The organism is Emticicia agri (assembly GCF_004168285.1).
In the GTDB taxonomy this organism is placed as follows: Bacteria; Bacteroidota; Bacteroidia; order Cytophagales; family Spirosomataceae; genus Emticicia; species Emticicia agri.
The window spans coordinates 64492-87885 of the sequence record NZ_SEWF01000026.1; the positions used below are offsets into that span (position 1 = coordinate 64492).

The 23394-nt window shown below is 39.2% G+C and carries 15 protein-coding genes; 8 read left to right on the forward strand and 7 right to left on the reverse strand.

The features are described from left to right. The first annotated feature begins 81 nt into the window (after positions 1-81). Positions 82-591 carry a hypothetical protein gene (locus EWM59_RS17340; RefSeq protein ID WP_130022494.1) on the forward strand — a complete coding sequence of 170 codons (510 nt, stop codon included), beginning with the start codon at positions 82-84 and terminating at the stop codon, positions 589-591. A gap of 73 nt (positions 592-664) precedes the next feature. Here EWM59_RS17340 and EWM59_RS17345 read toward each other — a convergent pair whose 3' ends face one another. Genes EWM59_RS17345 through EWM59_RS17355 form a run of 3 tightly spaced genes read right to left on the reverse strand, consistent with a single transcriptional unit; the run spans position 665 to position 4986 of the window. After that, a complete protein-coding gene (locus EWM59_RS17345) occupies positions 665-3328 on the reverse strand; it encodes a 3-coathanger stack domain-containing protein (protein WP_130022495.1) in 2664 nt (887 codons plus the stop codon). Positions 3329-3353: 25 nt separating this feature from the next. After that, entirely contained in the window at positions 3354-4550 is a 1197-nt protein-coding gene (locus EWM59_RS17350) for a hypothetical protein (RefSeq protein WP_130022496.1), read from the reverse strand. 40 nt (positions 4551-4590) lie between these two features. Continuing rightward, the gene (locus tag EWM59_RS17355; protein ID WP_130022497.1) at positions 4591-4986 is read right to left on the reverse strand and encodes a LytR/AlgR family response regulator transcription factor; all 396 of its coding nucleotides are present in this window, start codon (positions 4984-4986) and stop codon (positions 4591-4593) included. Between the two features lie 83 nt (positions 4987-5069). On the opposite strand from EWM59_RS17355, the gene EWM59_RS17360 reads away from it, so the two are divergent. From EWM59_RS17360 to typA, 3 genes are all read left to right on the forward strand, one after another. After that, a complete protein-coding gene (locus EWM59_RS17360; RefSeq protein ID WP_130022498.1) occupies positions 5070-5711 on the forward strand; it encodes a response regulator in 642 nt (213 codons plus the stop codon). A 25-nt stretch (positions 5712-5736) separates the two neighbouring features. Next, entirely contained in the window at positions 5737-9084 is a 3348-nt protein-coding gene (locus EWM59_RS17365; RefSeq protein WP_130022499.1) for a sensor histidine kinase, read from the forward strand. A 365-nt stretch (positions 9085-9449) separates the two neighbouring features. Then, complete coding sequence (typA, locus tag EWM59_RS17370) at positions 9450-11270, forward strand: translational GTPase TypA (protein ID WP_130022501.1); 1821 nt, start codon at positions 9450-9452, stop codon at positions 11268-11270. 101 nt (positions 11271-11371) lie between these two features. On the opposite strand, the gene EWM59_RS17375 is transcribed toward typA, so the two are convergent. The 3 genes from EWM59_RS17375 to EWM59_RS17385 form a co-directional block, all read right to left on the reverse strand. Further along, positions 11372-12178, reverse strand: a complete 807-nt coding sequence (locus EWM59_RS17375) for a crotonase/enoyl-CoA hydratase family protein (RefSeq protein ID WP_130022503.1) — start codon at positions 12176-12178, stop codon at positions 11372-11374. Between the two features lie 80 nt (positions 12179-12258). Beyond that, complete coding sequence (locus tag EWM59_RS17380; RefSeq protein ID WP_130022505.1) at positions 12259-14643, reverse strand: M1 family metallopeptidase; 2385 nt, start codon at positions 14641-14643, stop codon at positions 12259-12261. Positions 14644-14746: 103 nt separating this feature from the next. Continuing rightward, a complete protein-coding gene (locus tag EWM59_RS17385; RefSeq protein ID WP_130022507.1) occupies positions 14747-15340 on the reverse strand; it encodes a HupE/UreJ family protein in 594 nt (197 codons plus the stop codon). Between the two features lie 97 nt (positions 15341-15437). Here EWM59_RS17385 and EWM59_RS17390 point away from each other — a divergent pair, with 97 nt between their 5' ends. Next, complete coding sequence (locus EWM59_RS17390) at positions 15438-16553, forward strand: alkane 1-monooxygenase (RefSeq protein ID WP_130022509.1); 1116 nt, start codon at positions 15438-15440, stop codon at positions 16551-16553. An 80-nt stretch (positions 16554-16633) separates the two neighbouring features. Here the strand turns inward: EWM59_RS17390 and EWM59_RS17395 are convergent, their stop codons facing one another. Beyond that, positions 16634-18772 (reverse strand): peptidylprolyl isomerase, encoded by a 2139-nt coding sequence (locus EWM59_RS17395; protein ID WP_130022511.1) that lies wholly within the window; start codon positions 18770-18772, stop codon positions 16634-16636. A 415-nt stretch (positions 18773-19187) separates the two neighbouring features. Here EWM59_RS17395 and gldB point away from each other — a divergent pair, with 415 nt between their 5' ends. The 3 genes from gldB to EWM59_RS17410 form a co-directional block, all read left to right on the forward strand. Beyond that, on the forward strand, positions 19188-20192 hold the full coding sequence (gene gldB, locus EWM59_RS17400) for a gliding motility lipoprotein GldB (protein ID WP_130022512.1): 1005 nt from the start codon (positions 19188-19190) through the stop codon (positions 20190-20192). A 61-nt stretch (positions 20193-20253) separates the two neighbouring features. Beyond that, positions 20254-22155, forward strand: a complete 1902-nt coding sequence (locus EWM59_RS17405) for an ABC transporter ATP-binding protein (protein WP_130022514.1) — start codon at positions 20254-20256, stop codon at positions 22153-22155. A gap of 192 nt (positions 22156-22347) precedes the next feature. Next, on the forward strand, positions 22348-23394 hold a 1047-nt coding region (locus EWM59_RS17410; protein ID WP_130020236.1), incomplete at its 3' end, for a hypothetical protein.

Sequence of the window (23394 nt, forward strand, 5' to 3'; positions counted from 1 at the left end):
CAGGCAGAAACAAAAATTTAGCGTTTCAAATCCTAAGCTATCTTTTTTATAGTAAATTGCTTATAAAATTACAGATAAGAAATGAAAAAGGTTTCAGTATTGGTTGTTTTTAGTGTTGTAGCTTTGGTAACTGGCTGTTATAAAGAGGTATCTTTTGATGTTAAACCCTATATTGAGTTTAAAGACCTGCGTAAAGAAATCAGGTTAGACCAGTTTTCAGGCACTAAAAAAGACTCTGTTATTCTAACCGTTAAGTTTCAGGACGGTGATGGAGATTTAGGTCTTAACGAGCAGGAAAAAGCAGCTGCTCAGACAAAGAATGATTATAATTACATTATTCGTTTGTTCCGTAAGAAAAATGGTGCATTTCAGGAGTATATTCCACCACTGCCTTACTCAGGCTTTTTTCCTCGTTTGAAAAGTGATGGTAAACTCGGCCCGATAGAAGGAACGCTTGATTACTCTGTCGATTTTCCTCATCCTTTTGTTTTGCCCAAAGATTCAATTAAGTTTGAAGTAACCATTAAAGATAGAGCCGGGAATATCAGCAATTCAATAGAATCAAGTGTAATTGTTCTGAATGAGTTTTAAAGATAGACTATCGAAAAGATATTGATACAACAAGAAATGAGGTGAAGTTTTTCACCTCATTTCTTGTTGAAAACTATAAGCAAGCTCCAATCTTCCCTCTGAAATTAGCCCCGCTTTTTACCCTGAAATTGCCTGTTAACTGAATTTTCGTACCTGCCGTAAAAGTAACATTTGAGCCACTCTCTACCATAGCAGTTGACTGGATAAGATTAGATGCCTGATAGGTATTGGAAGGGATAGGGCTGGTATGGATGGCAAGATTCTGAGGACATCCCGCTTTCTGAATACCTATTCCCATAAACGACATTTCGCCACTGCCTAAGTTTGAGGAAACACTAATAGTAATAATACCGGTTGCAGAGGCAGTTATGAGTCTTCCATAATTAATCAAGAAATCATTGGGCGAACCGGATTGTGTATATAAGAAATCATTAATCACCAGTGGCTCGCCTTTCTGAGTGAATACAACAGGTGTGCCACTACCACTGATCGTAACAGTTTGATCCATAGGGCCAAATAGTCCTCTGCCAAAAATAAATACACGATAAGTAGCATTTGCCTGCAGGCCATTCCAGGTAAAAGTAACACTATTTCTTACATAGGCTATGCCATTCAATCCACTCAGTGATTGTGCATGCTCAGGTAAAGAAGAAATAGCTGCATCGAAAGCACAATTTCCTATTCCACACAAAGGTGCTGAGGTTGTCAATCCGATTGAAGTAGGTGTACCATCATCATAAAGGAGGTTAGAAAGTGACGCATTTCTAAGGTCTGAGATTTTAGCCCAGTTCATTGGAATATTCGTTGAGGCAGGTGTATCAAAATCAACGCCGATGATAGGTGGAATCTGTGCATCTGCAACATTTACGGTAATAGCAGGTCCCGCCATACCTAAAGGATAATTAATCTGGTCACTGGCATTACCTACCGTATGTTGAATCAAACCGGTATGATTGCCTTCGGGAATATCGTCGTATTTTCCTCTTACCGTGATTGTTACAGGTATTGTATTAGATAAAATAACTGCCTGACTTGCTGCGAAATTAACCCCGTTCAGACTAATTTCAGTTTGTGCATTGGCACTGATATTAACAGTAACACTACCAAAATTCGGAGCTGTACGTAAATTTACTGTATAAGTATCGGTTTGTCCGTTCTCACTCACCAATGTGCTATTTGAGGTAAGCGTAACCGCGATTCCCGGTCCGCTTTGATTGATAGTAAAATTCTGTTTATTAATAGAAAAGAATATATTATCAATGGCTTCCACTTTCACTCTAGCCTGAGTGGTAGAAATATTGGGTAATGTAACGGTCTGTGTGCCATCATTGGGTGTACTATTGTTCAATACCATCGGAAAAGTAAGCCCTCCATCAGAAGAAAGGAGAATTTTTACATTAGCTACATTTATCGGAGCAAGATCGGTGCCACATATATTCCATGTGATGGTGATTCCCCCGCCACCCTGGTGAGTTACTGCTGTGCTCTGGCTTGTTACCTGAAAAGCGCCTCCATTATTTACAACTGTTATTTTAATATCATCAGAATGTGTACCGCTGGCATTAACCATTGTCCCATTATAATTGAACTGGTTATTGTCGTTGACTGTAAGTCTGAAGTTCATATCACGGGCGGCAAAAGGCAGGTCTTCTTCGGCATTGGCAAAATTATTAGCTAAAATACTGCTCAGTTTCGGGTATGTTCTTGAATTATTCCGGGTAGGAGTTAATCTTGAAAATAATGCTCCCTCAGTATCATTGGTAGTCGGGAGTGTTCGCATCACACCCCCATCTAACTGATCCCAGACATAAGTCAAAGTATTATTAGGGTCAGGGTCAGTTGCCGTGCCAGTAAGTGTAAACGGTGTAAGTACAGGTATTGCCCGGTCTACCCCAGCATTCACAGTCGGCACGGTGTTACCGGTTGGCACATCTGTACCCACATTAGGAAAAGTATTAGCAACAGTATTTGCTAATTGATGATAGGTAAACGAATGGGCGTAGGGGTCAGTATTTCCGCCATGTATGGACCGACCTGCATTTTCTGGCTCATAGTTGGTCTGATTACCGTTATTAATGATATGAGACTGATGAAACTGATGCCCTATTTCGTGTCTTGTAATACTTAAATTGAACCCTGCTGAATACCCTTGTTTATAGGATAGTCCGCCACCTGTAACTGCACATCCACCATTATAGTGTGTCCCGATAATTACTTCGCTGAAATCATAATTTCCGGCACCAATCGCATTATCAATGACCGTAGGTTGAATATTATGAATCAACCCTGCACCATCACAACCTGCGCCCGACATATTGGGCCAAGGGTCAGTAGCTCCATCGGTATAGATAATCTGAAGCAAAAGGTTATCAGGTATCAACTCAAAACGCACACAATACTCACGGCCATAGGTATTGTTAATCTCTTTCAGCCATTCTTTCATTTGTCGTATTACCTCAGCCTTTTTCTCGGTATCGTTTGCACCAGTTACTGATTGTGTGTACTCTCCGGCCACAGAAACCGCCAAACGTAATACCCTTAATTGTGTTCCTCTGGCAAGATTTGTACCTATAAATGCAGAAGGATTATTCAAGCCGTTAGGTCTTAAATTTTTGGCATTGATACCTTGCGGGGTTTCCTGCCCCACATTACAGAAAAAGCCTTGTGCAAATGTGTATTCTGCTTGAAAAAACAGCCAAAATACCGCTATTATACTGAATATAAGTCTCTTTTTCATTGCTTAAATGGGTTAATGTGAACAATTATTTCTCATTCAAGCGTTTTTCTAAAGCCTCTATTCTCTTTTGTTGCGCAATACTATATAGGGTCAGTTCTTCTATTTTCTGCATCATTTTGGTCATTAAATCAGATACATGCGCGCCTTTCTCCTGTACCTCTTTTGCTGAAGGCACATCAGGCAAGTGCTTGTTTTCTTTGATGAAGCTTTCAACTTCGTTCAAGGATTTCAGTTTAAACCCTTCATCAAAAACATAATCTGCCCAGCCCGATTCTATGATTACCTCATTTGCTCTGATAGTACCTAACACATCTAATTTATTATCGGGTGTAGATGTGCCGATTCCTACATTCCCATTCCCTTTTATCCTCATCAATTCGTTTGAGGCTGATCCATTGGCTGCTGCATAAAAAACGTGGTTCGCATTTGTATGAGCAACCTGATATCTCATAATAGCATCATTTATCCCAAAACCATTAAACTGATGGTCGTTATTAAAATCCTCCCATATTACAATCTTTCTGTTACCTGTCACATTTCCAAATTGTAATGGTGCATTGGGGGCTGCGGTTCCGATCCCCACATTTCCGTTACCCTTTATTCGCATCAATTCGTTTGAAGCTGAGGCACTTGATCCAGCATAAAAAACGTGATTCCCACCTGTAGTAGCTACCTGATACCTGAAAATGGCATTTCCGATACCAAGCCCATTAAACTGATGGTCGTTATCAGCATCATCATACAGCACAATCTTTCTGTTCGCAATCGAATTGGCAAATTGCAGGGGGGCTCTGGGAGTTGTTGTTCCGATACCCACATTTCCAGCAGGATTAATACGCATTCTTTCTACCGCAGGCGTAGCTGTTCCTAAAGGAGTAGTAGAGAATCTTATATATGTTCCATTAGCTGTAGGCGTAAAGTTTTCAGCAGCAACAACCTGCATGGCTGTATTGGCTCCTAAGACACTATTTGAGTATCCATTACCGGTATAGCCCTGCCCCTCAATACTTAATAACCACATATCTGCTAATACTGCAGCAGGTGCTTGTGATGTTCCTGATGACCTTAAAAACGTCAGACTTGGCCAATTTGCTCCATTTCCATTACCAATCAATTTAAGTTGATTATGATTTGTAGGTTCCAGCGTGATACTTGTCTGTGCAAACACAGAAAAAGTAGTTATGACAAAAAAAATAACGACAAGGGGAAATTGTTTTTTCATGGGAAATAATTCGTTTTATTTTGAAAATAATTGGAGGGCTTTAAAAAATAGCGGGGTGACTTTCTTTCAAAGTAGTTAGCCTGCGGCGTGCAATCGTAATTCGGTCGCCATTGGCTAAATGAACAGTGCAGGTTCGGTTGCTGGTAAATGTTTTCTGAATAAAAGTAACATTCACGATTTTTGAACGATTGATTTTTATAAACTCGTTTTTAGCGAAAATCTGCTCAAAAACCTTTATATTGTATCCTGAAACAATGCTTTTACCGTCTCGCATGTAGAGTAGTGTATAATTGACTGACGATTCGAGATAACAGATACTTTCCTGTGAGAGGTCTTTTAAAATCTTAGGCATTTTCATGGTATTCTGTGCTTTTGGTCTTACAAAGTTGGTGTAAACCCATACAGAAAAAAATAACCCTGAAAGGTGAAATTTCACCTTTTTTTCTACCTATTATCACCCGACAGGGTGATAGGAATTTGATGGAGATAAAAATATTTTTGTAGGAAAATTTAACACCTATGGAAAAGACGAGAATCAGTATTATAGAAGATAATAAGGTTATAAGAGAGAATGTATCAAAGTTTATTGGTTTTCATGAAGAATTTGAATTAACTATGATACATGGCTCGGTTGAGTCTTTTTTGTATGATATTGACGTGAATCCCAGAAAAAATACCGATATTTTATTATTGGATATTGGCCTGCCGGGAATGTCGGGTCTGGAAGCACTTCCGGTATTACTTGATAAAAAACCCGAAATGAGTATCATTATTCTGTCGACCTACGAAGAAGAAGATACGATTCTGAAAGCACTTTGTTCGGGTGCCTGTTCGTATGTATCCAAGAAAGCGAGTCTGCCCGAAATCGTAGAGGCTATCAGGATTGTTGTCAACGGGGGGTCATATATGTCACCCTCTATTGCCCGTGAGATTATTAACCACCTGATGGGAGGAAGAGTGAGCAAAGCCACGATTCTTTCAGACAGACAAAAGGAAATTTTACAAAAACTGGTTGATGGCAAAAGCTATCAGGCCATTTCAGAAGAGTTATTTATTTCGGTAGAAACCGTACGTTCACACATCAAAAAAATGTATAAAGTTCTTCATGTAAATAATAAAACCGAAGCCATTACTAAATACATGAAAGGACACATTGGTTGATTTTACTCCAAACCCCTTTCATACTTTGAAGCCTATTATTACCCTTAGAAACTTTGCTTTACAAATACTACCCATTTGTACATGCCTGAACCTGATGTTAGCCTGCAAGCCGACAAACGATTCACAGAACGAGCTATCCAAACTAAAAATCTTTCCGGCCAATGGCAGGGTAATCTCTTTAGATACCATGCCCCCATTGGAAACACTACCAATCGGTAAAATTGAGACAGTTCCACTGGGTAAACCCACGGAAGTATCTATCCCGAATTATTCAAAGTCAATCGAATGGAAAACGGTTATTGCAGGCAATCCTATGGTATATACTTTAGGTAAAGATACTGTTCTCATACCTAAAACAGTTCCAGCGATTCATAAACCTGTTCCCGCCGGAAAACCTACCATTAACATTGCTAAAGCACCTGTTTCGAGAGAATATAACCCTTTTAATCTGACGTTCCTTACCATGAACGAAGGGCTCATTGAAAGCCAGATTCACAACCTTTTTCAAGACAAGAAGGGGAATATATGGCTGGGTACTTTTAATGGTATTTCAAAATATAACGGACATACCTTTGAGAATTTCAACAGAAAAAGTGGCTTGGTTGATAACTTTTTTGAAACCGGTATAGAAGACCACGAAGGCAATATCTGGTTGGGTTTCAGAGGGGGTGTTACCAAGTATGATGGTGAGAATTTTACCAATTATACCAGCAACGAGGGCCTGAGTGGCAACAGTATATTCAAGATTTTAGAGGATAGTAAAAACAATATCTGGTTTGCCACAAAAGGAAATGGTGTAACAATGCTGGATAAAGACAGAAAAACCTTTACGCATTTTGGGTCTAAGCAAGGTGTGCCGGCTGCGGTATTTGGCATTGTAGAAGACAAAAAGGGTAATATCTGGTTTGCTACGGAAAACGGGGATTTAATAAAGTATGATTTCAGGAGTTTTTCAGCATATACTACCAACGAAGGGCTTCCCAATAATTCTCTTTTGGATTTGACCAACGACGCATCAGGCCATTTATGGATGACTACCTGGACCGGCGTAGTAAAGTTTGATGGCATAAATTTCCATCATGCACTTGGTTTATTGAACAATAGTTGGGCGGGTAGATTAATAGTTGACAGAGGTGGCAATATCTGGTTTGGAGGAGAGCCGGGAGGTGTATGCCGGATTGATAAATCAGGAAAAACCGCCACAAATATTACCACTAACGAAGGATTACCTGATATAATGGTCATGTCGGCTATGGAAGACCATAATGGCAATATCTGGTTTGGTACACAAAAAGGCGCAGTAAAGTACAGTAAACTGGTCAGTAATCTCACGCAGAAAGATGGTTTGTTAAACCTTTCTGTCAGTTGTGTAGGCAAAGATAATAAACAGAATATATGGGTGGGAACCGAACATGGAGGGGTTTCAAAAATTGATTTCGAAACCAATACTATTAAAAGCTATACTACCTCTCAGGGTCTGACAAACAATGATATTACCAATATCATGCACGACCAGGCAGGTAATACATGGGTCGGGGCAATGTTTTCTAATATTGTCCGGTTTAATGCCGATGGTAAAACACTGACGCATTTCAGAGATAGTGGCACTTATGTGGTTTGTATTTTTGAAGATAAGGCAGGTAATATCTGGTATAGTTCGCGGCATAAAAACGGCATTTTCAGAATGAATAAAAATGACACTACCGCCACCTTTTTTTCTCCCAAAAACGGGTTGCCACAAGGGCAGGTAGTGAAAGTATGGCAGGACAGGGAAGAGAATATGTGGTTTTGTACGTTTAATGGTGTTTCAAGATTAGATAAAAGCGGAAAAACCCTGACTAATTTTACAGAAAAAGAAGGGTTTCATTTCAACGTTGTTGAAAGTGTGATTGAAGATAAACACGGCAATTTCTGGTTTACCAATCTAAGCGACGGGGTTACTTGTCTGAACTATAAAAACAAAACCTTTATCCACTTTACAGAAAAAGAAGGGTTAAGCAATAATACGGCCTTTGGTATTTTAGAAGATAAATCGGGCAATCTCTGGTTTAATACCCGTATTGGTTTAAGTAAATTGCCTGCGTCAGCAGTTCAGCAATTAGCCTCAGCAAATCCTTTAGAAAAGCCTGTTTATTTCAGAAACTACAATGCCGAACAAGGCTACCTGAGCTTTGGTGCAGGGAGATTTGATATAGTAGAGGATTCGAGTGGTAAAATCTGGTTACCGATGGTAGATAGGGTAACTATTTTTGACCCGAATCAGGAACTCGTTAAAGCAGAAAAACCTACAGTAGAACTGACTAATATCAAGCTTTACAATGAACCCATAGACTGGAAAAAAGACACCAGTTTTATACTGAAAAATGGAATAAAAGTAGCCAGTTACAAATTCAGGCAGTTATCAAAATGGAATAAACTTCCCGAAGACCTAAGTCTGGCCTACAATAACAATTATCTTAACTTTGAGTTTGTGGGCATTAACACCAACACACCTCAAAAACTTATTTATCAATATATCTTAGAAGGGCTTGAAAAAACATGGAGTGTGCCGTCTGCCCGTTCGGAAGCAGTTTATGGTAACTTACCTACGGGAAACTATGTTTTTAAGGTAAAAACCATGAATAGCGATGGCAACTGGAGCGATGAATTAGCCTATTCGTTTACGATTCGCCCGCCATTCTGGCTAACATGGTGGGCATATATAGTTTACGCATTGATTATTGGCTCTGTTATTTACGCAATTATCAATTACAGAGTTGAACAAGGTGTAAGAAGGGTAAAAGCATTAGAGACGATTCGCACAAAAATCTCAGCCGATTTGCATGATGATGTGGGTTCGGTTTTGTCGGGGCTTGCTATGCAATCGCAGATGTTGGCTTTTTCGGCCAAAGAGGAGCAAAAAGAATCCTTACTTGAAATCAGTACCATGAGCCACGATGCGATGGAGCGCATGCGGGATACTGTATGGGCCATAGATTCAAGAAAAGACAAATACGAAAATCTGATAGACAGAATGCGGGTCTTTGCAGAACGAAGCCTGAATATGAAGCAGATAAAACATACCTTTAAAGTAGAGATAGAAGATTCAAAGAAATTTATCAACCCCGAAAAACGCCAGAATATCTACCTGATTTTAAAAGAAGCCATTACTAATATCTGTAAACACTCAGATGCCAGAAATGTTGAGATTCTTTTCAGGCAGAAAAAAAATGATTTCTATTTATTAATTTATGATGATGGTTCTGCGCAAAAGAAACCCAATAGCGATGGTTTAGGCATGAATAATATGCGTATGCGGGCAAAAAATATCAATGCCAACCTACGCATCAGCTATGGCAATGGCTATAAAGTAGAACTGGAATCAAAGGGGTAGCTTACCTATATCGGATAAATAATTGTAAAATCAATTGTCTCTATATCAGCAACAGATATTCAGGGGTTATGTTATATCTGTTATCAGCTTTTACTCGTTAGTATGCTGAAACTTTGTTCATAAGCTTAAAATTTTTTCGGACTTTCGTATATACTTCATATAAATAAACTGCTGTGCAAAATACTTCCTTTTTTGTACTATTCTTATTAACAATTTGATAATCATAGGATTATTATAGAAAAATGAGGATTTCTCATTGTATTTTTCTAATTTTGCAGTTTATTACAAAAGGTGTAGTTCGTTAGTCGTTTATCCGTGATGCGTTGGGGTAAAGATTGACGCATTACGATAACAGTTAGACTTCAATGCAAAATATTAGAAACATTGCCATTATTGCCCACGTTGACCACGGCAAAACAACGCTGGTTGACAAAATTATTCATGCTTCAAAAATTTTCAGAGAGAATCAGGAATTCGGTGATTTAATTCTTGATAACAATGATTTGGAACGTGAGCGCGGAATCACCATTGTGTCAAAAAACGTATCTGTACGTTATAATGATGTAAAAATTAATATTATTGATACCCCAGGCCACGCCGACTTTGGTGGTGAGGTAGAGCGAGTGCTAAAATTAGCTGATGGTGTTATTTTATTAGTTGATGCTTTTGAGGGGCCAATGCCTCAAACCCGTTTCGTATTGGGAAAAGCCCTGCAATTAGGATTGAAACCCATTGTAGTAGTAAACAAAGTAGATAAAGAAAACTGCCGTCCTGACGAAGTACACGAGCAGGTTTTTGATTTGATGTTTAACCTTGATGCAACAGAAGACCAGTTAGACTTCCCTTGCTTGTATGGTTCGTCAAAACAAGGTTGGATGAGTACCGACTGGAAAAAACCAACGACAGATATTATTCCGTTGTTAGATGCGATTGTGGCTAATATTCCTGCCTCTCCGGTAGTAGATGGTAGTGCACAAATGCAGATTACTTCTTTAGACTATTCCTCTTTCGTGGGTCGTATTGCTATCGGTCGTGTGGCCAGAGGCGTATTGAAAGAAGGTATGCAGGTAGCACTTCTGAAAGCTGACGGTAGCGCTAAAAAAATGCGTGTGAAAGAATTACACGTATTTGAAGGTTTGGGCAAAGCGAGAGTTACTGAAGTAGGTTCTGGTGAGATTTGTGCGGTAACAGGTATTGAAGATTTTGAAATCGGTGATACTATTGCTGATGCAGAAAATCCGGAAGCGTTACCACGTATTTCTATTGATGAGCCAACCATGAATATGTTGTTCACCATCAATAACTCGCCGTTCTTTGGTAAAGAAGGTAAATTTGTTACCTCACGCCACTTACGTGACCGTTTGATGAAAGAAACAGAGAAAAACCTGGCTCTACGTGTAGAAACAGGTGAAACAGAAGATAAATTTGTAGTGTTTGGTCGTGGTATTCTTCACTTGTCGGTTTTAATTGAAACGATGCGTCGTGAAGGATATGAGTTACAGGTAGGTCAGCCACAGGTATTATATAAAGAGGGTGATAATGGCGAGAGATTAGAACCAGTTGAAACCTTGGTAGTAGATGTACCGGAAGAAACAGCAGGTAAAGTAATCGAACTGGTAACACAACGTAAAGGTGAGTTATTGATTATGGAACCTAAAGGTGATTTACAACACTTAGAGTTCAATATTCCGTCTCGTGGCTTGATTGGTCTTCGTTCAAATGTTTTGACAGCTACTTATGGTGAGGCTATCATGAATCACCGTTTCAAGGCTTATGAACCATTCAAAGGTGCTATTCCGGGTCGCATCAACGGTTCGTTGATTTCGATGGGTAATGGCCCTGCTACACCTTATTCGATTGATAAATTACAGGATAGAGGTGTATTCTTTATAGACCCGAACGAAGATATTTATATGGGTATGGTAGTAGGTGAGCACAACCGTCAGAACGACCTTGTGATTAATCTGCAAACAGCGAAGAAGTTAACCAATATGCGTGCTTCGGGTTCTGATGATAACGTACGTATTGCTCCGAAAATCAACTTCTCATTAGAAGATGCGATGGAGTATATCCAGAAAGATGAATACCTGGAAATCACGCCTAAGTCTATTCGTATGCGTAAAATTTACCTTGACGAAAACGAGCGTAAACGCTACGAAAGCAAAGGTGCTTTTGCAATGGCATAAGCTGATTGAAAATATATCAAAAAATCCCTACCGAGTGGCAGGGATTTTTTGTTTATGGCTGTCTTATTGTGGCGCAAACGTCCCGTTTGCGCCACAATAATTCAATCCTCAAAATTACTCTCCCGCTTCTGCATTTTAGCCATAAATGCCTCCTGCAAATCATTTGATAGCAGCATAGCAGCATTCCAGGTTGCCATATAATTCAGTCCGTCGGCTACCGAATGGTCTCTGGTGTGGAGCAAAATATGTTTAGTACCACGAATAGAAATAGGCGATTTAGAAGCGATTGTAGCAGCGATTTTAAATACCTCTTCCATCATTGTACTTTTATCAGGAAAAGCCCGATTGACGATGCCGATTTTTTCTGCTTCTTTGCCATCTACATTTCTGCCTGTATAGGCCATTTCACGCACCAAGCCATCACCTATTAATTTTGGCAAGCGTTGTAAGGTGCCTAAGTCGGCTACCATGCCCATATCTATTTCTCTAATGGTAAAGTAGGCATCTTCGGTGCAATAGCGCATATCGCAGGCACAAATTACGTCTACGCCTCCACCGATACACCCGCCGTGCACGGCTACTAATACAGGTTTAGAGCAATTCTCAATAGCATTAATGGGCGCTTGTAAACGGAATACATCTTTTCTCACTTTCTCTCTTCTTCGCCCCTCACAATTAATATCAGTCTGCGATACCGACATCAGTAAACTCAAATCAATCCCTGCGCAAAAATGATTGCTTTCGCCACCTTCTAAAACAATGACCCGTACCTCAGGATTCTCATCCAGATTCTCAAAAATCTCTTTAATTTCATCCCAAGCCGATTGATTAAGCGCATTGGCTTTTTCGGGGCGATTCAGAATAACGTGCGCAATATGATTTTCTATCGAAAGTTTTAAGGTTTGCATAGTTGAGCTTGTGGTTTGTTGAATAAAAAAGCCGGAGAAGAATCTCTCCGGCCAATTTAACATTATTTATCCAACAATTGTTATTTCTTCTCTCCACTTGTTTGTACACCTGTCGGCTGATTTTTCTTTGCTTCCTGCATAGGATTCGGACCACCGCCAAAACCTCTTTGCTTAAAGGCCTGAAAACGACTTGGTTGCTCCGGTTCTTTCGGGAAGGTATTATCAGAGGTATCAATATCAGGAATTTCGTAGTAAGGGTCTAACTGAAACTTGGCTACTTTTTTAGTAGTTACCAAAGTCTTTTTCACCTCTTTATCATTCACTCTCCACAATTCAACAGGTATTCTTACATCTTCAAAAGTACCGTCTTCAAACACCATTCTGATAATCACAGGCATTACCAGACCTCCTTTATTTTTCAGGCTTAACACATAGAAATTTTTACCTTCATCTACCATTTTCCGCTCGTCGGCAGTTAGTGTAGAAAGGTATTGCTCATATTTCTTTTTATCGGCGTCTGTTACAGCAAATCTATCATAAGAGTTATAGAAATCTCTCATGGTCGAATCTGCTTCTACCACAGTTTGTTTAATATCAGTTTTGTTACGGATATTACTTAAAGTTTCCCGCTTGGCATCGGCATCAGCTTTTGCCATTGATTTTTGTTTAGCCGGGTCTTGGGTATCTATGCTATACCATTCTACATTGGCAATGGCCTGGTCAACAGGTTCAACACCATAGAACCAGCCTTTCCAAAACCAGTCTAAGTCAACGCCTGATGCATCTTCCATCGTACGGAAGAAATCGGCAGGGGTTGGGTGTTTAAATGCCCAGCGACGTGAATATTCTTTGAAGGCATAATCAAATAATTCACGACCCATAATTGTTTCACGCAGGATATTTAACCCCGTAGCTGGTTTTGAATAGGCATTTGGGCCGAATGTACCCGGAATAATATTATCAGAACTACTCATAATGGAATTTTGCTTGTCTGCATCAAGTTTCATATAGCCTGTAATGTATTGCGGCTCGATACCCGTAGCAGGGAAATTTCTGTCCCATTCCAAACAGGTTAATCCTTCTAAGAAAGAATTCAGACCTTCATCCATCCACGACCACTGACGCTCGTCAGAGTTTACGATCATCGGGAAGAAATTATGTCCTACTTCATGAATAATTACCAATATCAGGAAGTTTTTTGTGCCTTCTGAATAAGTACCATCAGCTTCTGGGCGGCTACTGTTGAAACTCATCATAGGGTATTCCATACCACCAATCATATTCGGTGCATGTACCGAATAGGCTACGGGATAAGGATAGGCAATGGTGCGTTTTGAGTAATTAACCAGCGTATGCGCCACCAAACGGGTTGAATATTGTCCCCAGAGCGGATTAGCTTCTTTCGGATACAAAGACATAGCCCATACCTTTTTGCCTTCTACCTCTACCTGCATGGCATCCCATATAAATTTACGTGAGGTAGCAAAAGCAAAATCACGTACATTTTTGGCTACATATACCCATGTTTTTTTGCCTGATGGTTTGCCTTTCTCTGCTGCCTCGGCTTCTTCCTGCGTTACAATCAATACAGGGGTTTTGGCAGTTTTTGCCTGGTCGAGGCGTTTTTGTTGCGTAGCTGTCAGTACGTCTTTCGGGTTTTGTAATTCTCCTGTGGCACCTAAAATCATGTCGTTAGGTACTGTTAAAGCTACTTTATAGTCTCCGAAAGGCAGTGTAAATTCACCTTGACCTAAAAACTGTTTGTGTTGCCAGCCGTTTACGTCATCATAAACTGCCATACGAGGAAACCACTGGGCAATATCATACATGATATTACCATCTTTAGGAAAAAGCTCATAACCACTACGGGCACTACCTATTGTACTTAAATTAACAATATTGAATTTCCAGTCAACCTGAAATACAAACGACATACCCTTAGCCAATGGTGTAGGTAAATCAACGCGCATCATGGTACCATTAATCGTATAGCGTAAATCTTTACCTGTGGCATCTTTTACTGCCGAAATCTTGTAGCCATAGTCTTTATCATTGGCGCCGCTTAAATTACCGAGTGTGGTAAAACTTGACCCATTGGTAGGATTAATAGCCGATTGGCGGGTAATATTACCGTCAGAGTTTTTAGAAAATACATTCTGGTCTAACTGTAGCCACAAGTAGCGCAATTCTTCAGGCGCATTGGTAGTATAAGTAATTTTTTCGGTGCCTGTAATAATCTGATTGACATCATCTAACTCAGCTTTGATGTCATAATCTGCTTTTTGTTGCCAGTAATCTCTACCCGGAGCCCCCGAGGCGGTACGATAGGTGTTAGGTGTAGGTAAGCCCGTACCCATTTGTTCGAATCTGGTATTGGCATTGAATTGAGTGGTAGGTGCTTGTTGTGCATTGAGCGACAAAGCTCCGAAAACCATTAATCCAATCAGAATGGAAAGTTTTTTCATGCCTTGATGAAGGTTTTATTACAGTTCAGATATTGATATAAAATATATGCGAAGTTAGGAATATTTATTGACTGACAATCACGCAATTGAGGGGATATTCTATTCAGAAAAACCACTTTTCTGTCATTAATTTAAAAGCAACACCTGCTACAAAACTCGAAAGAATAAGGTTCCAGGTATGTTTTTTTACTTTAAAGACATTCATCACTAAAAAACCAAGCCCCATAGCAATAGCGATAATAAATAGCTGCCCGAATTCGAGCCCGATATTAAAAGCTAATAATTGCGGAATAATGTTTTGGTCTTTACCCAACAGACTACGTAAATAGTTGGAAAAGCCCATGCCATGAATTAATCCGAAACCAAGTGCAAGGATATACCTGACAGGTGAGAAATTTTCTTTGCCTGAAACAGTTTCACTGCTTTTATGAAAAAGATTAGTCAGACAGGTAAAGATAATCGTAACCGGAATCAGAAACTCTATCAGGTCGGTACTATAATTAATTACGTTTAAAGCTGCCAGTGCCAATGTAACCGAATGGCCAATAGTAAAGGCAGTAACGAGAACCAGTACTTTTTTCCAATCGGTTATGCGATAAATGGCACATAAAGCTACTACAAAAAGAATATGATCATAGCCATTGATGTCGGTTATATGCTGATAGCCTAATTTTAAAAAAATAAAAAATTCTGTCATTAATGCCGTGTTAGGGGTTGCAGGAATGTATATTCGTAACAAAAATACAAGTTTTGCAAGACCCTGATAGTAAGTTATGTACTAAATTTTAAAAATTATGCATATCCGTAAGAAAATCGGCTTTGCCTGGGGATACACTTTCATTGTTTTTATGCTGACAGGTTACTACTTTATCAGCCATAACTGGACTTTTTTTGTATTTATCTATGGGTATATACTTGTGCCTGTTATGGATGCAGTAATCAGTCGGGATTCGCAAAATGCCAGCACAGAAGAATATGAACAATTGATTAAAGACAAATATTTTGATATATTGGTGTATTCTCATGTCTATATTCAGTATTTCATGTTGCTGTGGGGCTGTTATATTCTGATATATGATAACCTTACCTGGTGGCAAGTAGTGGGTTTAATACTAAGTCAGGGTGTTTATGCTTCAACTATTATTAATGTGGCTCATGAATTAGGACATCGTACCCATCCGTTGGCACAATTTCATGCCAAAGCTGCTCTGATGACCGTAGGCTATATGCACTTTCTGATAGAACATAACCGGGGACACCATACACATGTAGCTACCCCGCTCGACCCGGCCACTGCCCGCAAAAACCAGAGCATATTTTCTTTCTGGAAACAGACCTTAATCGGCAGTTTCAGAAGTGCGTGGAAAATTGAGAAGAAACAACTGGCCAAGCAAAACTTATCGGTATGGTCGAGGCACAATGGCATGATTTGGGCGGTTGTTTTGCCCATCTTATTCTGCATTGGCCTGACTGCGTTTTTCAGCTATCTGGCAGGTAAATTTGAATGGATTATACCCACGTTCATCATCATACAAAGCATTATAGCTGTGCTTTCTTTAGAGTGTGTTAATTACATAGAACATTATGGCATTATGCGTAAAGAGATAGCCCCAGGGAAATATGAAAAGGTGAATCCTTTACATTCGTGGAATGCCAATCATTATTATAGTAATCTGATGTTATTTCATTTACAACGTCATTCAGACCATCATGCTTATGCAGCAAGACCTTATCAGGTATTGAGGCATTTCGACGAAAGCCCCCAATTGCCTTATGGATATACCCTGATGATACTGATTTCGCTGGTGCCGCCGTTGTGGTTTAAGACGATGAATAAGCGATTGGAAGCATGGCAGGACAAAGAATATACTACAGAAGACATAAGAGCCGTGGTAAGTCGGTTTAGTTGAAGATTTGAGAAATCGTAATACAAAAAATAGCAGCCCGAAAGGCTGCTATTTTTATTTACTAAATATTATATCTGATAATATCAGAAGAATTTAGCTCTGTTGTCTTTGATATTGGCATTATCACGAATAGCCTGGTTAGCTAAGTAAGAAGCACCAAATCCACCCGAACGTTGCATTACCTGTGTTTTGTATTGTGAGTAATCAGCAATAGCAGGCGCAGGAGTAATAGCAGTAGTTTCTACAATAAATACACCGTTTTCGCCTACAAATGGTTTCGAACGTTTACCGGCAGCCAAGCTGAAAATCTTACCGATAGCAACAGGGTCAACACCAGGAGTAGTCAATAAACCTGTTGCAAAGCTAATCTGGTTAGCTGCTTCAACTATGGCACCTGCACCGTATTTCTGAGCAATTTGCTCAAGCGTTCCAGTAGCACCACTTAATTTTTTCATGATTTGTTCCGCTTTCACTTCATTACGAACTTTCGCTGTCAAAGCCTCTCTGAAATCATCTACTTTAGGATTGTCTTTATCAGATTTAGATCTGATAGCCGCTACAATAAAGTTATCGCCAATTTCAAAAACTCTGTTTGAAACCGAACCTACTTTGGCATCATCACCAAAAGCCCACAAAACTACTTCACGTGCATTCTGAATCGTATTAAATGCTGCTGCATCAGGGAAAACTCTTTCAGCTTTCAGCATTACCAATTTAGGGTCTTTTTTCACAGCTTCTTCAAACTCTTTGTCTGAATCTACGCTCGAACGTAAAGTTTCAGCTTTTTGATAGATAGCATTACGTGTAGCTTCACTTGCCTGTAATTCACGGCTGATGCTGGCAACTTTGTATTTAAGATTAGATTTTGGCTCTGTAACTTTAATGATATGGTAACCATACTCTGTTTCTACAAGATTTGGTATCAAACCGGTTCCACTCATGCCAAACACGGCATCATTGAATGGTTTCACCATACGGCCTTGTTTGAAGAAACCTAAATCTCCACCTTGTTGTGCCGAACCGTCCTGGCTATTAGTACGAGCCAATGTAGCAAAATCAGCACCTTGTTTCAACTGGTCTAATAACGTCTGAGCCTGTGCACGAGCCGTAGCCTTTAATGAATCAGGGGCACCTGCGGCAAAAGGAATCAGGATATGACTTGCACGAACGGTATAAGCAGTATCGGTAGTAGTACCTTCGTATTTATGAATAGAATATACATTGCCTTCTTTGAATGGCCCGATTACAGCACCAGGGATAGCAGTGCTTAAAGCAGTTTTCAAATCAGCACTTAATTCGCTGGCTGAACGCTCGTAAGGGTATCTTACTTCTGAGTTAGCAGACGCATAAGCCTGTGGGTCAGCAGCAGCGGCTAAACCTTTAGCAAAAGACTTGATGTCTTCGTAAAGTGCCGAGCTATCTTCTTTGGTTGGTGCTACCTGATACACTACGTAGTCGAATGAGCGGCTATCATAGCCTACATATTCCTTGCTGTGTTTGCTCAGGTAGTCAGACAACTGACTGTCTGTTACTTTAATAGTAGTATCGTTTACACTAAAATAAGGTATGTATAAATATTTAGCATCTGCCTTCGTTACTTGGCCTTCGTATTCTTTTTTCGCTTCGGCTGTAGTAACAAAAGTTGATGCGCTTAACAAAGCATTGTATTTTTCTAACAAACGTTGTTGCATAGCACCTTCTTTAATCTGGTCCCAAGCCATTTTTTGAGGAGCTGGCAATTGATTACTTGCAGCCGCATTGATGAATTCGATATGACGATTACGGTCGTACTGCCCTGTTTGAGGGTCGGTAAACTGTTGTCTGATCATCGGACTCAGGTTTTTAGTGCCTTGAATCATCTCACGTAATTCATCAGGAGTTACTTTTAAGCCTAATTTTTCAAATTCTTCTTTGTAAGCAATATCAAAAATCATTTGCTCCCACACCTGATTGCGGAGTTGTTGCAATTCCTGATCTTGTAATGCTCTTCCTGACTGTTGTTCGTAATTGGTACGAGCTACATCTAATTTTGCCTGAAATGCCTGTGCATCAATGCTCGTTCCGGCAATTTCACCAATTTTATTTCTGTTACCGCCAAATAGGCCACCATTTCCACCACTGCCGTAGAATAAATCTCCTCCAACGATAAATAGAATAAGGGCAATTGCAATTACTGCAACTGCGATTCCCGAACGCTCCCGAATTTTGTTAATTAAAGCCATTAGTTTTTATTTTATACTGAATTTTAGTCCGTGTTTTTAGGTGATAATTGGTTAAAGGTAAAACCTGTAAAAAAACGAACCGCAAAAATACATAGATTCATACATATTATCAAAGAAATCCAATTAGGATTATCTGTTTTTTAACAAGTTTTATACCATAAGAATGATAATTTTATAGAAAAACCCTTAATCAGTGCCAAAACAGCCTACTTTGCACTAATTAAGGGTTATAATATTTTTTTATAAAATCTTTATTTTCAGTTGTTTGAAGCAAATATTAAACATAATCACTTAGTAAAATTCCCCTTTATGGGTTAGGGGCAAATTAAAAACTTCTTATAATTTGCGAAGCTAAGTGATATGAGACAAATAATTAGCTAATTTTGTGCGTTTTTTGGAAAAACTCATTCTATTTATGAAATATCGTATTCTCGGATTTTTCTGTTTCATTTCTTCTTGTTTCTACGCTTGTCAAAATTCAGAATCAACCACCGAAGCCTCTGATGTAGATGTATCGAAAGTGACGGTAAATGTGTCTATTGAGCGGTTGGAAGAACCTTTGATGCAATTGAAGAATAAAGAGGAAATCAAAAGTTTTTTAGAAAAACACCGCACTTTTGTTGAAACCTTTTACCAGACTCCTGCTAACGACCCCGGCCTTGTTGACAGACTTGATTTGTTGATTCATCATCCGGCCATTCATGAATTATATGAGCAAACACAGCAGAAATTTGGCAATTTAGATGATTTAAAAAAAGAATTTGAAGCAGCTTTTAAACATATCAAATACCATTATCCTGATTTTAAAGAACCTAAAATCATCACCACTTTTGCAGGGCTTGATAATGAACTGGTAGTGAGCGATAGTTTAATTATTATTCCATTAGAATCGTTTATTGGGCCTAAAGCTAAATATCGTCCGCAACACCCCAACTATATGTTGAAGCGTTACGACAAACCTTATATTGTACCAACCGTTGTTACGCTTTTATCAAGAAAGTATAACAAAATTGATATAAACGACCGTACTTTATTAGCTGACCTGATTTTTTATGGTAAAAGCTTTGAGTTTACAAGAGCTGTGATTCCGAATGTAGCTGATTCTCTATTAGTAGCTTATGCCGACTCTAATCTTGTAAAAAGCTGGCACAATCAAGGGCAGATATGGGCACATTTTATTGACAACAAGCTCTTGTATGAAACCAACGACAGAATTAAAGATAAGTATATAGGTGAGCGACCCTACGTAACTGAAATAGGCTCAGATTGTCCGGGACGTATAGGTCAGTGGTTGGGTTGGCGAATAGTAAGCCGTTACCGAACCGAAAACCCCAAGATTACGTTAGTAGAATTAATGCAAAACGCCAATGCGCGTGAAATTTTTGAGCAGTCAAAATACAAAGGGCAAACAGAAGATTAGCGGTTATGCCCGGTACCCGTTTAAATTTAAAGTCCTCCTGATGAGATAGAGGATACTTACTATGGCAAAGAGAACCCGAAGTTTTGGAGAAGAGGCTTCAGAAAAAGACAAGAAAAAAATCAGTAAAGAGGGATTTAAGAAAGCCCTGAAAGTTTTCAGATTTACCTTACCTTATAAATGGACATTTGTGATAGGTTTCATTTTTCTGATACTTTCACAATTAACCTCCATGAGTATTCCGCTTTTAATGGGACAAATGGTAGGTGCCATTGTATCTCCTGAAAAACGTACTACATTGCCTGATGCCAATCCTATGGGCAATATGAATGTAATGGGCGATAAACTACAGAACATTTTTCATTCAGCACCCAATTTCACTTTAAATGAAGTAACCTTTCTCTTTGTTGTCTTATTGATATTACAGGCGGCTTTCTCGTTTCTGAGGGTTTATACTTTTACAAGGGTATCAGAGCAGTCGATGCGGGATTTGAGAAAAGAGTTATACACCAAAATCATTACTTTGCCTATTACTTTTTTTGAGAAAAGCCGGGTAGGTGAATTAATGAGTCGTATTACCTCTGATGTTTCTCAATTGCAGGATGTCTTATCTATTACACTGGCAGAGTTATTCCGTCAGGTATTTACATTAGTAGGTGGGGTATTGTTAATTACGCTTATATCAGGCAAGCTAACACTTTTCATGCTTTCTACTTTCCCGTTTCTGGTGGTTGCTGCCATCATTTTCGGGCGTTTCATCAGAAAAAACTCCAAGAAAGTACAAGACGAGTTAGCTAAAACCAATATTATTGTAGAAGAAACATTGCAATCGGTTAATGTTGTAAAAGCCTTTACTAACGAGCGTTTAGAGGTGAGTCGTTATACTTCTTCTATTCAGCGGGTAGTTGATTATGCCTTAAAAGCGGCTACTTTCAGAGGTGGTTTTATCTCTTTCATTATTTTTGTATTGTTTGGTGGAGTTGTTGGGGTTGTGTGGTATGGGGGTAATCTGGTACTGACCGGAGAGTTAGATTTCAAAGACCTTTTCACTTTTATTATCTATACAGGTTTTATTGGTGGCTCGGTAGGTGGTCTGGGCGATATGTATGCCCAGATACAAAAAACCATTGGTGCTTCTGAACGAGTGTTAGAGATTTTAGAGGAAAAATCAGAGGTAAATGTCAGTCGACCATTTGAATTTAAGAAAACACAGGGTAATATTTCGTTTGAAAATGTAGGCTTTGTGTATCCATCAAGACCTGATATGACGGTGCTCAAAGATATATCCATTCAGGTGAAAGCAGGTGAGAAAGTGGCTTTAGTTGGGCAAAGTGGAGCAGGTAAATCAACGTTGGTGCAATTACTCATGAAACTCTACCCGCTTACCAAAGGAAAGATTGTGATTGACGGAGTAAATATTGCGACCCAAGATGTAACCGAATTGAGAAGTAATATTGCTGTAGTTCCACAAGAGGTAATGCTTTTTGGCGGCACTATCTATGAAAACATTGCTTACGGAAAACCGGGGGCTACCGAAACAGAAGTGTACGAAGCTGCCCGAAAAGCCAATGCTTTTGATTTTATTAGTTCTTTCCCTGAAAAATTTCAGACAATTGTAGGTGAAAGAGGCGTGAAATTATCAGGTGGACAAAGGCAAAGGGTGGCTATTGCTCGCGCCATTCTGAAAGACCCCTCTATTCTGATTTTAGATGAGGCCACAAGTGCACTGGATTCTGAATCAGAAAAACTGGTGCAAGATGCACTTGATGAGTTAATGAAAAACCGTACAACCATTATCATAGCCCACCGTCTGGCAACTATCCGTAATGTGGACACCATTTATGTGCTGAAAGACGGAGAAATTGCAGAATCAGGCTCGCATGAGGATTTGATTCTGAAAGAAGAAGGAATTTACGCAAATATGGTTAAATTACAGTTTGATAATGTAAATTTGCTGGTAGAATAATACTATAGTTAATCTCCTGAGTGAAACATATTCGAAGATTTTAATATATCGTCCCTACGGGACTTAAGATTTATTTAGTTATTTTTTCTACCGATATAACATCCCTACGGGATATTTCTAAGTCCCATAGGGTAGGGTGTCCAATAAAAGAAAAAGTTCTTGCAATTTTGTAATTGGAAAAGAACAAAATATATGCAAGAACCCAAGCAGTGGAATGCTTTAGGAACAAATATAGCTGAATTAAAAGCAAAAGTCAAAAATAGCCGAACAGAGCTTAGACAACTCAGACAGCGACTGAAAGAATTAGAGGCGAGTCGGGATTTGTGGAAGCGTAAATATAAGACCTTACAATCCTCAGAATTGCGTTCTGTCAAGCAAAATTCAGGTCGGATTACTAAAGCTCAAGGATATCAGTACAGTGTTCAGACTATTCAAATGAGTGTATACTTATACTTGGTTTTAGGCTGTGGCTATAGAGGAATTGTAAAGATTTTGCTATACATTCAGTTAGAATTCGGTGTTTTAGGCGTCTTACCCAGTAAAAGTATCATTGCTGTATGGGTGCAGAAATTAGGCTACTATAAATATACTCATCCAGTCTGTGAGCTTGGTAAGTCCTATGGTTTAATCATTGATGAGTGTATGGTAATCGGTCAGCAAAGGTTAGTACTTATCTTGGGAGTAGCTGCCCAAAAAGAGCAGCCAACTGCTTTAAACTATGAACAGGTCAGTGTTTTGTCTATCGCAGTGCGATCATCCTGGAAAGCGGAAGATATTAGGGCAGAGATTGAAAAAGTGACAGAAAAAATGGGTAGTAAACCTGTCTATATTATCAGTGATGGCAATAGTAATTTACGCAAGGGTATTGGTGATAGTGGTTGTATCAGGATTGCAGACGTCTCTCATCAAATAGCCTTGATAGTAGAGAAACACTATCGTAACCATGGTAAGTTTATCAGTTGGCAGCAAGCCATCGCACAGGCTAAATTTCAAGGAATCATGAGAGAGGTGGCCTACTTGCTTCCACCTAAACAAAGAGTGATTGCTCGGTTCATGAATTTAGAGCCCAGTATTGTCTGGTCAAAGAAGATTATTACTTGTTTTGAAACCTTTTCAGCCAAAGAACAAGACTTTTTTAGACCTATCAAACAGCATCAGGGCTTAATTGAAGAGCTTCAAGCAGTTTTTCAAATGAGTCAACAGGTAATAGATTTACTGAAAATCAAAGGGTTATCTTAT